Here is a 13,206-nt window from a genome sequence, read left to right on the forward strand (position 1 = left end):
AGGCCGTCTACAGAGTTTGCATGAATTCATGCAAGACGACAGCTTGATTATGCTCTTCGTCTTTCGCGCCATATAAGAGCGTTAGTCGCCCACCTCTTGCCTTGGCGGTCGCGATCAAATCCTTCAGTGCTGGCTTGTTACCTTCCAACTCTTCGCGATATTTTATCTGAAAATCATTCCATTTCGCCGGATCATGGCAGAACCATTTGCGAAGATTGGCGGTCGGGGCAATATCTTTGGCCCAAAGATCTATATCCGCCTTCTCCTTTGTCATACCGCGCGGCCAAACACGATCCACGAGTACACGGTAGCCATCGTTCGGTGAAGGAGCTTCATAAATACGCTTCAAGCCAATCGTCGTCATAGGAATGGTTCCTCAATGCCTCACCAACACATATGGCGAATGGAACGGCTTCGACAAGGCGACATTTCTGTTCTGGCGAACAAAGAGAAAAGCCGTGGCTGTCAGACATTGAATATCCGACAGCCACGGCTCTTACTGGCTCAAGCAAAGACGGTCGCAACTGCCTTTTTCGTCGCGGCAACAACCTTGTCTGCTTCTTCACGCGTCAGGCAGAGTGGTGGAGCAAATCCGAGAATATCGCCTTCAGGCATAGCGCGAGCGATAACGCCGTTGGCAAGAAGTGCCGTTGAAACCTGTGCGCCGATCTTCAGCGAAGGATCGAAGAATTTGCGGTCGTCGCGATCTTCCACGAATTCGATTGCCGCCATCAGACCTTCGCCGCGAATTTCGCCGACATGCTTGTGATCGCCAAGAGCATCCTGCAGTGCCTTGCGGAAATAGGCACCTGTGGAGCCGGCATTTTCAACCAATTTCAACTCGTCGATGAGCTTGAGATTGGCTACGCCTGCTGCAGCGCAGATCGGATGGGCAGAATAGGTCCAGCCATGGCCAATTGGCCCCATCTTGTCCGATCCCTGAACCAGCACCTGCCACATGCGGTCCGATACAATCGAGCCGGAAAGCGGAGCATAGGCCGAGGTTAATCCCTTGGCGATGGTAATCAGATCTGGCTTCATGCCGTAATGGTCGGAACCAAACATGCTGCCAAGACGGCCGAAGCCGGTAACGACCTCATCGGCAACGAGCAGAATATCGTAGCGATCAAGAACAGCCTGAATCTTCTGCCAGTAACCAGCCGGTGGCGGCACAATGCCCCCCGTACCCAGAACCGGCTCACCAATAAAGGCAGCAATCGTATCCGGACCTTCAGCAAGGATCATTTCCTCGAGCTTGTCGGCACAATGTTGCGAGAATTGTTCTTCGCTCATCGAGCGATCCGCGCGACGGAAATAGTATGGCGATTCCGTATGCAGGACCGGTGCACGTGGCAGGTCAAAGGCGTTGTGGAAGGTTGCAAGACCCGTCATGCTTCCCGTCATCACGCCCGAACCATGATATCCGCGCCAACGAGAAATGATCTTCTTCTTTTCCGGGCGGCCAAGAATATTGTTGTAATACCAGATCAGCTTGATGTTGGTTTCGTTCGCATCCGAACCGGACAGACCAAAATAAACGCGGCTCATGTGGTCTGGCGCGCGGTCGATGATCATCTTGGCAAGCGTGATCGACACTTCAGTGCCATGACCGACATAGGCATGATAATAGGCAAGTTTGCGCGCCTGTTCTGCAATCGCATCCGCAATTTCTGTGCGGCCATAACCAACATTGACACAATAAAGACCCGCGAAGGCATCAAGGCTCTTCCGGCCATTTACATCGGCAATGTACACGCCCTCGCCGCCTTCCAACACGCGCGTTGGCGTTTCACCACGGGCATGCATACCCATATGCGTGGACGGATGAAAGAAGTGATCCCGGTCCCAGGCGGTGAGTTCATTGCTATTGTTCAACATGGTTATGTTCCTTTCCAGTCGCCACGCTTTCACGCGGCACTATCGATGCAGAGATATTTGAGTTCGGTGAAGGCTTCGATGCCTTGATGGGAGCCTTCGCGGCCAAGCCCGGATTGCTTCCAGCCGCCGAAAGGGATCGGTGCGCCGGTGATTTTCGCGCGGTTGATCGCTACCATTCCATATTCGAGTGCGCGCCCCATGCGGAGCTGTCGGGCGCCATTCACCGTTACGACATAAGCAACGAGGCCATATTGTGTGGCATTGGCGCGGGCTATGACTTCGTCCTCATCATCAAAAACCGTGACAGCAGCTACCGGTCCGAATGTCTCTTCGTGCATAATCGCCGCATCGTCAGGCACATCGACCAGCAATGTCGGTTCAAAGAAAAGCGAGTTCTCTCTCAGCCGGTTGCCGCCGACGAGTATCTTACTGCCTCGCTTTTCAGCATCCCGCACGTGCTCTTCGACCTTGTCCACCGCCCGGCTGTGCATCAGAGGCCCAATCTCCACCGTCAGATCAAGACCATTGCCGACCTTCAGCGCCTCAATGCGCACAGCAAAAGCCTTTGTGAATGCTTTCAGAATGCCGCGCTGAACAAAGATACGATTGGCAGCAAGGCAATCCTGACCAGAGGTCGCAAATTTGGCGGCCATAGCAACATCGACCGCCCGCTCGACATCGGCGTCATCGAAGATGATTAGAGGTGCATGTCCGCCAAGCTCCATGACAAGCCGTTTCATCGTATTCGCACATTTGGTAGCGATCAGCTTGCCGATTTCCGTTGAACCGGTGAAGCTCAGCGCCCGTACACGCTCGTCGCGGCACAATACATCGACGATAGGCGCGGCTTTGCCCGTCACCACATTGAATATGCCCGCAGGCATTCCCGCACGTTCGGCCAGTTCGGCGAGGGCGAGTGCAGAAAGCGGTGTTTCTGAAGACGGATGCACGACGACCGGGCAACCGGCGGCAATCGCTGCAGCCGCCTTGCGTGTGATCATGGCATGCGGAAAATTCCATGGAGTAACAAGTGCTACGACACCCAACGCCTCACGGCGCACGAGCATCTCGGCATTGGGGAGATGGCTCGCTATGGTTTCGCCGTTAAGACGCTTGGCCTCTTCTGCAAACCATTCGATGAAAGATGCGCCATAGTCGATTTCGCCGCGCGATTCCGCCAGCGGCTTGCCCTGCTCCAGCGTCATCAGCAATACGAGATCTTCGCGATTTGCCGTGACCAGCTCGAACCAACGCCGCAAGACCGCGGATCGTTCGTGGGGCAGCTTATCACGCCAGGCCGAAAACGCCTTTACTGCCGCATCGATCGCAAGCGTCGTCTCAGCTTCGCCAAGACTAGCCACACGGGCAAGCCGTTGACCCGTTGCAGGATCGAGAACAGGGAAGGTTTCGGCCTTTTGTCCCGCTACCCAGCGTCCATCGACATAGCCCAGCTCACGAAAAAGATGCTTATCGCGAAGCCTGCCAAGCCCATCATGTTGTATCGGATGATCCAGAACGGCATTCATTGTTCTTCTCCCAATTCAGGAAGAAGTTTGTCACAGGATAGCTCTGGATTCGGACCAAAGGCAGCCCGACGAACATTCGAATTGGACTAAATTTAAAAGCCAGACAGTCTGTTTGGGCTAGTCCGCGACTTCCTTGAACAGCGACAAAGGTGCACTCGCTTTCTCGTCCTTGACCAGCTTAGTCACGATATAGGTGAAGTAGCGTTCTATGCCGATATTCTGATCCAGAAGACGGTCAATCAGACGCTGATAGCCATCAATGTCGCGCGCCACGATCATCAGAAAATAGTCCACTCCACCGCCAACCGACCAGCAGGACACGATTTCGGGTACTGCTGTGACGGCTCTTTCGAACCGGTCAAAATCGCTTTGACGATGATTGCCCAGAGTGATCTGCACAATGACATGCGCGATGGGAGCAATTTTACGGTAGGCGATGCGCGCATGATAGCCCGTGACAATCCCCGCCTCTTCCAGCTTGCGCAGTCGCAGCCAGCAGGGTGTCGCAGAAAGCCCGCTCTTCTCCGCCAAGGCAAGCTTGGTGATCCGCGCATTCTCCTGAACGGCTTCGAGAATACGCAAATCGACGGCGTCGAGCTTCAAGGCGGCTTTCATTCTGTTGATCCAGCATCTGCAAACATTCCTGTTCTCATTGGCACGCCCCTGCGCCGCTGACAAGGCTCCGACATCGAAAAGTCGTGACAGATCAAAATTGTAATGATCCAATATAATTATTGACATGATCCTATAGGTCTTTCACACATAGAGCCAAGAACAAAAAATCAAACATATGGGGAACGAAGATGCGGCCTTACGGTTTCGCACGTAGCGTATTATTGCGCCCTCAATTTGCTCGCCTGCAGCGAAGACGTGTTTTGCTTGGTGCAGCGCTCCCCATTGTCACGCCGCTTTGAACGGCGGTGCGGATGTCGGGAAGTGTGTCGCAAATGATCAGTCTCAACGAAATAGAGCAAGCCCAAGACAGGCTGAATGGTCATGTCCAAAGAACACCGCTGATCCACTCCGAAAGTCTCAGCAGGCGATCAGGCGTGCCGGTTTTTCTCAAGCTTGAAAACCGCCAACCAACGGGTAGTTTCAAGCTTCGCGGCGCAACAAATGCCGTTCTCAGCCTGTCCGAAAATGAACGCAAGCAGGGACTTGTCACAGCCTCTACCGGAAATCATGGGCGCGCGTTGGCTCATGCGGCGTCCATGCAAAGGTTGACCGCCACAATCTGTCTTTCATCGCTTGTACCGCGCAATAAGGTCGAGGCAATCCGCGATCTTGGTGCGGATGTGCGCATCGTTGGGAACTCACAGGACGATGCGATGGAAGAAGTCGTGCGACTTGTGCGTGATGAAAGCATGAATGCCATCCCACCATTCGACGATCCGCGCATCATTGCCGGACAGGGAACGATGGGATTGGAAATTGTCAAAGACCTCCCTGAACTGGACACCGTGCTTGTTCCGCTTTCTGGTGGTGGACTTGCCGCCGGAGTGGCTGCAGCAGTGAAAGCAAAACGCTCACTAGCGCGGGTAATTGGAATTTCCATGCGCCGCGGCGCGGCGATGCAAGCGAGCCTTGAAGCGGGCAAACCAGTCAATGTTGAGGAACAGGATACGCTGGCAGATTCCCTCGGTGGTGGCATAGGCCTCGATAACCGTTGGACTTTTGAGATGTGCCGCTCGCTGCTTGATGATGTGATCCTGCTCGATGAAGAGGAGATCGCAGCGGGGATCAGACATGCCGCAACGCAAGAAGGCGAAGTCATCGAAGGGGCCGCGGCCGTCGGTATTGCCGCCTTGTTGAGCAGCAAGATCAGGCCGACAGGACCAACCGCCATCATTGTTTCTGGTGGCAATATCGATCCCGAACAACATCGCGCAATCGTGGAAGACCGTTATCGGAGGGCAGGCTGATGGCTGAAATGAGAATTCTGACCGAAGCTGATCTGCGACAGATCATAGCCCTCGAACTTGAAAGCGTGGCGTGCGTGGAGGATGCTTTCCGGGCACTCGCGAGTGGCGGTGTCAGCATGCCGCCCATTCTTCGGTTGGATATCCCCGCAGAACGTGGCGAAGTCGATGTGAAGACGGCCTATATTCCCGGGATAGACAGCTTTGCCATCAAAGTAAGTCCCGGCTTCTTCAATAATCCTTCCATCGGCTTACCATCCACCAATGGGCTGATGATCCAGTTTTCGGCAAAGACAGGGCTTATCGAAGCATTGTTGCTGGATAATGGCTATCTGACCGATGTGCGTACAGCGGCTGCCGGTGCTGTCGCAGCAAAATATCTGGCGCGGGAAAATGCCCGTGTCGCCACCATCATCGGTGCGGGCATGCAGGCTGGAATGCAGCTTGAAGCGCTGACGCTCGTGCGCCCCATCACCGAGGCGCGGATTTGGGCACGCAACTTCGATAGCGCGAAAAAAGCCGCGCAAAACTTCACCCAAAAGCTCGGAATACCGGTGACGGCGATTGCAGATGCAAAGGAAGCTTGTGATGGCACTGACATCATCGTCACGACCACGCCATCGGAAACGCCACTCATAAAGGCTGAATGGCTTGCACCCGGTCAGCACGTTACTGCTATGGGATCGGATGCCGAACATAAGAACGAGATCGACCCCACCCTTTTCCAGCGATCAATCATCTATGTCGCTGACAGCCTCTCCCAGACACGCAGGCTTGGCGAACTGCACCACGCAATTTCGGCTGGGATTGTTGCAGCGGATACTGTCTTTCCAGAACTGGGCCAGATCGTTCTCAATGCCCCCACATTCCAGCGGAAGGCAGAGGACATAACCTTCTGCGACCTCACCGGCACCGGGGTTCAGGATACTGCAATCGCCCGTCTTGCGACGGAGCGCGCCAGCCTGCGCGACGCAGGCACGAAAATTGATTCAACCAAAACTGCAGGAGCCAGTCGATGAGTGTGGAACTCAACTTCACCCGCGCGGAATATGATGAGCGGATAGCCAAAACCCGTCGCGCCATGGAGAAGGCAGGCTTCGATGTCATCATCGTCACAGACCCGTCCAACATGCACTGGCTTACCGGTTATGATGGCTGGTCCTTCTATGTCCATCAATGCGTTGTGCTTTCGATGGAAGGCGAACCGATCTGGTATGGTCGTGGTCAGGATGGCAACGGTGCTAAACGCACCGCGTGGATCAGCCATGACAACATTATCGGCTATCCCGACCATTACGTGCAATCGCTGGAACGCCACCCGATGGACCTTCTGGCCTCAATCCTTGAGGAAAAGGGATGGGGTAACAAGACGATAGCCGTCGAGTTCGACAATTACTGGTACACTGCTGCGGCCCACCATGCTCTGCAGAAGCATCTGCCCAATGCACAGTTCAAAGATGCGCAAGGTCTCGTCAACTGGCAGCGGGCGGTGAAGAGTTCAACCGAGATCGGCTATATGCGCAAAGCCGGTCGCATCGTGGAAGCCATGCACCAGCGCATCGTCGATAAAATCGAGCCGGGCATGCGTAAATGCGATCTGGTTGCCGAAATCTACGATGCAGGCACGCGCGGCGTTGACGATTTCGGCGGCGATTATCCTGCCATCGTGCCACTGCTGCCTTCTGGACCCGATGCCTCCGCCCCGCATCTCACCTGGAATGATCTACCGATGAAGACCGGAGAAGGTACTTTCTTCGAAATCGCCGGCTGCTATAAGCGTTATCATTGCCCACTGTCGCGGACTGTATTTCTCGGCAAGCCGACGCAGGCTTTTCTTGATGCAGAAAAAGCAACGCTCGAAGGTATGGAAGCGGGACTTTCTGCTGCTCGCCCTGGCAACACGTGCGAAGATATCGCCAACGGCTTCTTCGCTGTTTTGAAGAAATACGGGATCATCAAAGACAACCGCACCGGCTATTCAATCGGCCTGTCCTATCCACCGGATTGGGGCGAACGCACGATGAGCCTGCGCCCCGGCGATCACACCGAGTTGCAGCCCGGGATGACCTTCCATTTCATGACAGGTCTCTGGCTGGAAACCATGGGGCTGGAGATCACCGAGAGCATCGTGATCACCGAAACCGGCGTCGAATGCCTGTCGAATGTGCCACGCAAACTCGTGGTCAAGGATTAGGACGCTGCGATGATGCTTAGCTCGCCTCCATCACGTCCCTCCCCGATCACGCCGACTGTCGATCTTGACCGCGACGGCGTACAGCACGGGCATTTGCGGTTGCCATGGTCCAGAGACGATTCCGCCTGGGGCTCGCTGATGCTGCCAATCTGTGTCATTCGTAACGGCAACGGCCCGACCGCCCTTCTTACGGGTGGCAATCACGGCGATGAATATGAGGGGCCGGTTGCACTCTACGATCTAGCCGCCAATCTGAAACCAGCTGAGATCAACGGACGCGTTATTATTGTTCCTGCAATGAATTTCCCGGCCTTCATGGCCGGAACACGCACATCGCCGATAGATAAAGGCAATCTCAATCGTAGTTTCCCCGGCCGTCCGGATGGCACGGTAACTGAAAAGATCGCCGATTATTTCACCCGCTATCTGCTGCCCACAGCCGATATCGTCATGGATTTTCATTCCGGCGGACGAACACTCGACTTCCTGCCCTATGCCGCCGCGCACGCCCTGCCCGATGCAACTCAGGAAGCCCAATGCTTTGCTGCCGTCAAAGCATTCTCCGCCCCTTTCTCCATGCGAATGATCGAGATCGATGCTGTAGGCATGTACGACACGACCGCTGAAGAAGCGGGCAAGGTGTTTGTGACGACCGAGCTTTCTGGCGGCGGCACGATTTCAGCACGGTCGGCAGCAATCGCCAAGCGTGGCATTCGCAACCTATTGCGCCACGCAGGCATTCTGCAAGGAGAGGTGGAGCTTTCGCCCACCACATGGCTCGATATGCCATCGCAGGAATGCTTCGGCTTTGCCGATACCGAAGGTTTGCTTGAACCTTTGGTCGATCTTGGCGCGGAAATACGCAAGGGCGACCTCATTGCCCGCGTTCATAATGTGGCGCGCACCGGCGTAGCTCCGCAGGAGTACCGCGCCGCACTCGACGGAATTCTCGCGGCACGACACTTTCCGGGTCTCATCAAGATGGGTGATTGCCTTTCGGTCATCGCCACGATCAGCGAGGAGCCTTCTTCGTCTTAAATCAATCAGTACCAACCAATTGAAAAGCCGGACCAAAAACAACCGGCATCCATAAAGAGGAGTGAACACCATGCGCATGAAACTTCATACGATTTCCGCTCTGCTTTCCGCGGCAGCATTTGCAGCTCTTACAATCCCGTCACAGGCCGTCACCATTGACGATCTGAAAAGCGCAGGGTTTGTGCGAGGAGCGACCGCCAACGAAGTGCCCTATGGTTATATGGACGCAAGTGGCGCAGCCAAAGGCATCGGCCCTGACGTTGCCGCAGCAATTTTCAAAAAACTCGGAATTGAAGAAGTCGATTGGACTGTTACGCCTTTCGGCTCGCTTATTCCCGGATTGAAGGCCAAACGCTTTGAGTTTGTCGCCGCCGAGCAGAATGTTTTGCCCGACCGCTGTAAACAGGTTCAGTTCACGGTGGCCAATTCCAGCTATGGTGAAGGTCTCCTGGTGCCAAAAGGCAATCCAAAAAACATTCATTCCTATGACGACATCAAGAAAGATCCGTCTCTGAAAGTCGCAATCGTTTCGGGTGCCGATCAGATTGATTTCCTGCATGGAATGGGTATCGATGAATCGCAGATCATCATGATTCAGGGCAATGCTGACGCTCCATCCACGGTTCAGACCGGTCGTGCGGATGCCTATGCCGCAACAGAGTTGACAGTGGCCAAGCTCGTTGAAAATTCGCCACAACTGGAACAGGCACATCCATTTACCGATCCGGTTGTGGATGGCAAGTCCGCGCGCAGTTTCGGCGCTTTCAGCTTCCGTCCGGAGGACAAGGAATTCTACGACGCCTTCAATAAGGAACTCATCGAGTTCAAGAAAACTGATGACTACGCCAAAATCCTGATGACTTACGGGCTTAGCGAAGAGAGCGTAGAGGCGGCCCGGACTGTTGATACGGCCACCCTCTGCAACGCAAAGTAACGCTTTTGTCGCCCGCCGTGCCATGATGATTGGTTCGGCGGGCCTTGTCTCATCTCTATCGGGAGAAGACCATATGCACTGGACGGAGTATCTTCCCGCCCTTTTCAAAGGCGCACAAATCACCGTCGTTCTTGCCCTCAGTTCGATGGCTATCGGCACTCTGCTGGCGTTCGCAGCCGGCATTGCCCGTTTTGCGGGTGGGCCGATCCTTTCCACGATTGCGGTGATCTATATCGAGATATTCCGGGGTACTTCACTGCTCGTGCAATTGTTCTGGCTCTATTACGCCCTGCCATTGATCGGCATTTCATTCGATCCGATCACGACCGGCATTATGGGGCTTGGCCTCAATATCGGTGCTTATGGTGCTGAGGTCGTGCGTGGTGCCTTGCAGGCCGTTCCTGAAGCGCAACATGAAGCCGCAAGAGCCCTCAACTTCAGCAGAGGCCACACATTGTTTCACATCGTCCTGCCACAGGCGGTTGTCGAGATGATGCCGGCTTTCGGCAATCTGGCTATTCATAATCTGAAAGATACAGCACTCGCCTCGCTTATCGCCATCAGCGATCTGACTTTCCAGGCCCAGCGTTTGCGCAATCTGACGCTGGACAATGTAACGATCTACTCACTGACATTACTCGGCTATTTTGCAATGGCTCTGGTGCTCGCCTCCGCTATTCGCTGGCTTGAGCGACGACTGAAACGCCAGACAATGGCAGGAGGTTTCGCATGATCTACGGCTATGCATGGGACACCTCGTCCACGCTTTCCTTTGCGATTTCCATTCTGCCAATTTTGGCAATTGGTCTGACGGTAACCCTGAAAGCCGCAGCCACCGGCTTTGCTATTGCACTGGTGCTCGGCCTTGTCTTTGCGCTTCTGCGCCGCAGCCCATACAAAATCATATCCTGGCCGACCGTGGTCGTTGTGGAGTTTCTGCGCGATACGCCGCTGCTGGTGCAGTTGTTTTTCCTGTACTACGTGCTGCCTGTCTACGGCATCGTACTGCCCGCATTCCTGACCGGCGCTCTGGCGCTTGGCCTTCAATATTCGGCCTATACGTCGGAGGTTTATCGCGGAGGTATAGAGGCCATTCCGCGCGGACAGTGGGAAGCGGCACGTGCGCTGAACCTCACACCATGGCGCACCTATCGCGATATCGTCATTCCGCAAGCCATACCCCGGATCATCCCGGCTATGGGCAACTACCTTGTCTCGATGCTGAAGGAGACCCCGGTTCTGTCTGTCGTCAGTATCGTCGACATGCTAAACCTCGCCAATCTGATCGGCGACCGCACCTTCGAATATCTGGTGCCACTGTCGATGGTCGGCCTGATCTTCCTCATCCTGACACTTATCTGCTCGGCGCTCATACGCCTGCTCGAACGCACACTTCCAAAGAACGGGATCGCCCTCAAATGACCCAGGAAATTATCCGCTTTCAGGACGTAGCCAAGCGTTTCGGCGCACTGACTGTGCTGGATCAATTCAATTTCTCGGTCAAGACAGGCGAGAAAGTAACGCTGATCGGTCCATCAGGATCGGGAAAATCAACGGTGCTCCGTATTCTCATGACACTGGAGCCGTTTCAGGAGGGTACGCTCGAACTCGCAGATATGTCCTATCACCAACCAAACGGCAAAGGACAGTTTCGGGCGAGCGAAGCCCACTTGCGTAAAATCAGATCGCATGTCGGTATGGTGTTCCAGAGCTTCAACCTGTTTCCGCATATGTCTGTGCTGCGCAATATCATCGAAGCGCCTGTACACGTTCTCGGTATGAAGCGGGACGAAGCCGAGGCGCGTGCACTCGATCTTCTTGCTCTTGTCGGCCTGACAGACAAGAAAGATCACTACCCTTCACAGCTTTCAGGTGGCCAGCAGCAGCGCGTTGCGATTGCGCGTTCGTTGGCTATGCGTCCGCGTGTTCTACTCTTTGACGAGCCTACATCGGCACTTGATCCACAGCTTGTCGGCGAAGTTCTGGCGGTCATTCGCAGTCTGGCGCAAGAACATGATCTGACAATGCTCCTCGTCACCCATGAAATGCGCTTTGCACGCGAAGTTTCCGATCGTGTCTGTTTTTTCGACAAGGGACGCATCTGCGAACAGGGCACGCCCGAACAGATATTCCAGTCTCCGACCGAAGAGCGGACCAAAGAGTTTCTGCAATCAGTTCTATAGCACTCAGGCTATAGAACTGACATCATAGACCGGCGGTAGTTGCGCGAAGGTTTCGCGAATAGTTTCAAGAGCTGTCTGCAAGGCAGATCGCGAAAGCCTTCCGCCGAGGCAAATGCGGATGCCCCCATCCCCCCGTTCACCGCCCGCCACGAACGGATCAGAAGGTGTGACAGCAACGCCTTTGCTTGCCAGAGCACGGACCAGACCATCCTCCGACCAGTTGCGCGGGATCTTCAACCACGCACAAAGCGACAGCGGATTGCTGCCTGCAATGTGCGGTTCAAGAATATCGGCTACCAATGTCTGCCTTGAACGCAATTCGCTACGCTGAATATCCAGAAGCCCGGTCGCCGTTCCGTCCTCGATCCAGCGGCTGACCATCTCTGCAACGAGATTAACGCCGCTCCAGCTCGTGACGCGCAAAATCGACGTTACGCGGATGGAATAATGCGCAGGCACCACAAGATAGCCTGTCCGCAAGCCGGTCATAACCGTCTTGGTGAAGCTTGTTACGAAGAAGCCCAGTTCTGGCAGCAGTTCCGGCATTGATGGCAGAGGCTCTTCAAGGATCGGCTTATAGACTTCATCCTCGATGACACAAACGCCGTATCGCCGGGCAATATCCGCAACAGCAATGCGCCTTTCAGCGCCCATTAAATGACTGGTCGGATTGCCAAGCGTCGGGATGAGTACTAGCGCCCTTACATCTCCCGCCTTACATGCAATTTCAAAGGCATCGGGCAGAATACCTTCTCTATCCGTCGGCAGCGCACGCAGCGTGAAGCCAAGCACATTGGCAAGACCTATGATGCCATGATCGGTCAGGCTTTCCGTCAGTACCACCTCTCCCGGCTGGACGACAGCAGCGACGGCAAGAAACAAGCCATGAGCAGCGCCATTCGTGATGATGATCCGGCCCGGATCGACATCCACGGAAAGACCACGCAACCAGTCCCGCGCGACAGCACGATGCCGATCCAGCCCCGCAATCGGACGGCAAGGGCGCATGAAGCTCGCATTGTCCGACTGGCTCATTTCCTCCAGCAGACGACGCGATGCATTCTCGTGGGCTTCTGTATAGACGGCGCGAATGATCGACAGATCCGCCGTTCCGCTGGGATCCCGATCAAGCATGAAACGATCAGCCCGCTCCGTCACCCGGTTGCAGACATAGGTTCCCCGGCCAACCTCACCACGTAAATAACCGCGCCGTTCTGCCTCCTTGTAGCTGATACTCACCGTCTGCACCGAAAGCCCGAGCTTGTGCGCCAAATCGCGATGGGTCGGCATACGCGTGGCCGGCAAAAGAACGCCTTTCTCGATATCGTCGACAATTTTATCTGTCAAAAGCCTATGCTTGGTGACGCCCTTGCGCATTTCCAACATGGGTTCCCACATGCGTCTACCAACTCCATCATGACATATCCAGAATTGTCCTATTATACTGAAATTTATTCATGACAATCCAGTCAAAACAGCGTTCAAGGAGAAGTTCTTATCGCTGGCAATGACAAGCACCGAGACGATGGAAAGC

General features: G+C 54.8%; 13 protein-coding genes. 8 read left to right on the top strand and 5 right to left on the bottom strand.

Going from position 1 to position 13,206, the window contains the following annotated elements; all coding sequences use genetic code 11:
• Positions 1 to 7 precede the first annotated feature (7 nt).
• The 4 genes from LJ361_RS06830 to LJ361_RS06845 form a co-directional block, all read right to left on the bottom strand.
• Complete coding sequence (locus LJ361_RS06830; RefSeq protein ID WP_010658672.1) at positions 8 to 364, bottom strand: DUF488 domain-containing protein; 357 nt, start codon at positions 362 to 364, stop codon at positions 8 to 10.
• 140 nt (positions 365 to 504) lie between these two features.
• A complete protein-coding gene (locus LJ361_RS06835; RefSeq protein ID WP_151615634.1) occupies positions 505 to 1,878 on the bottom strand; it encodes an aspartate aminotransferase family protein in 1,374 nt (457 codons plus the stop codon).
• Positions 1,879 to 1,907: 29 nt separating this feature from the next.
• Positions 1,908 to 3,404 (bottom strand): NAD-dependent succinate-semialdehyde dehydrogenase, encoded by a 1,497-nt coding sequence (locus LJ361_RS06840; RefSeq protein WP_151615633.1) that lies wholly within the window; start codon positions 3,402 to 3,404, stop codon positions 1,908 to 1,910.
• Between the two features lie 117 nt (positions 3,405 to 3,521).
• Positions 3,522 to 4,007: an Lrp/AsnC family transcriptional regulator gene (locus tag LJ361_RS06845; protein WP_264813579.1), complete on the bottom strand. Its 486-nt coding sequence runs from the start codon at positions 4,005 to 4,007 to the stop codon at positions 3,522 to 3,524.
• A 344-nt stretch (positions 4,008 to 4,351) separates the two neighbouring features.
• Here LJ361_RS06845 and eutB point away from each other — a divergent pair, with 344 nt between their 5' ends.
• The 8 genes from eutB to ehuA all read left to right on the top strand — a co-directional run bounded on the left by eutB (position 4,352) and on the right by ehuA (position 11,672).
• Positions 4,352 to 5,326, top strand: coding sequence for a hydroxyectoine utilization dehydratase EutB (gene eutB, locus LJ361_RS06850; RefSeq protein ID WP_043063069.1), 975 nt, complete (start codon positions 4,352 to 4,354; stop codon positions 5,324 to 5,326).
• Positions 5,326 to 6,342, top strand: a complete 1,017-nt coding sequence (locus LJ361_RS06855) for a cyclodeaminase (protein WP_151615632.1) — start codon at positions 5,326 to 5,328, stop codon at positions 6,340 to 6,342. Before eutB ends, LJ361_RS06855 begins: the two co-directional genes overlap by 1 nt.
• On the top strand, positions 6,339 to 7,517 hold the full coding sequence (doeA, locus tag LJ361_RS06860; protein ID WP_029927576.1) for an ectoine hydrolase DoeA: 1,179 nt from the start codon (positions 6,339 to 6,341) through the stop codon (positions 7,515 to 7,517). Before LJ361_RS06855 ends, doeA begins: the two co-directional genes overlap by 4 nt.
• Positions 7,518 to 7,526: 9 nt before the next feature.
• The gene (gene doeB, locus LJ361_RS06865; protein WP_264813072.1) at positions 7,527 to 8,555 is read left to right on the top strand and encodes a N(2)-acetyl-L-2,4-diaminobutanoate deacetylase DoeB; all 1,029 of its coding nucleotides are present in this window, start codon (positions 7,527 to 7,529) and stop codon (positions 8,553 to 8,555) included.
• Positions 8,556 to 8,625: 70 nt separating this feature from the next.
• Entirely contained in the window at positions 8,626 to 9,489 is an 864-nt protein-coding gene (gene ehuB / locus LJ361_RS06870) for an ectoine/hydroxyectoine ABC transporter substrate-binding protein EhuB (protein WP_151615630.1), read from the top strand.
• Between the two features lie 73 nt (positions 9,490 to 9,562).
• Positions 9,563 to 10,222 (top strand): ectoine/hydroxyectoine ABC transporter permease subunit EhuC, encoded by a 660-nt coding sequence (gene ehuC, locus LJ361_RS06875; RefSeq protein ID WP_010658663.1) that lies wholly within the window; start codon positions 9,563 to 9,565, stop codon positions 10,220 to 10,222.
• Positions 10,219 to 10,911, top strand: a complete 693-nt coding sequence (gene ehuD / locus LJ361_RS06880; protein ID WP_010658662.1) for an ectoine/hydroxyectoine ABC transporter permease subunit EhuD — start codon at positions 10,219 to 10,221, stop codon at positions 10,909 to 10,911. Before ehuC ends, ehuD begins: the two co-directional genes overlap by 4 nt.
• Positions 10,908 to 11,672, top strand: coding sequence for an ectoine/hydroxyectoine ABC transporter ATP-binding protein EhuA (ehuA, locus tag LJ361_RS06885; protein WP_029927582.1), 765 nt, complete (start codon positions 10,908 to 10,910; stop codon positions 11,670 to 11,672). Before ehuD ends, ehuA begins: the two co-directional genes overlap by 4 nt.
• Before the next feature lie 3 nt (positions 11,673 to 11,675).
• Here the strand turns inward: ehuA and LJ361_RS06890 are convergent, their stop codons facing one another.
• Positions 11,676 to 13,070 (bottom strand): PLP-dependent aminotransferase family protein, encoded by a 1,395-nt coding sequence (locus tag LJ361_RS06890; protein WP_264813074.1) that lies wholly within the window; start codon positions 13,068 to 13,070, stop codon positions 11,676 to 11,678.
• Between the last annotated feature and the right edge of the window lie 136 nt (positions 13,071 to 13,206).

It is taken from the genome of Brucella sp. JSBI001 (assembly GCF_026014005.1).
GTDB classification, from domain to species: Bacteria; Pseudomonadota; Alphaproteobacteria; order Rhizobiales; family Rhizobiaceae; genus Brucella; species Brucella anthropi.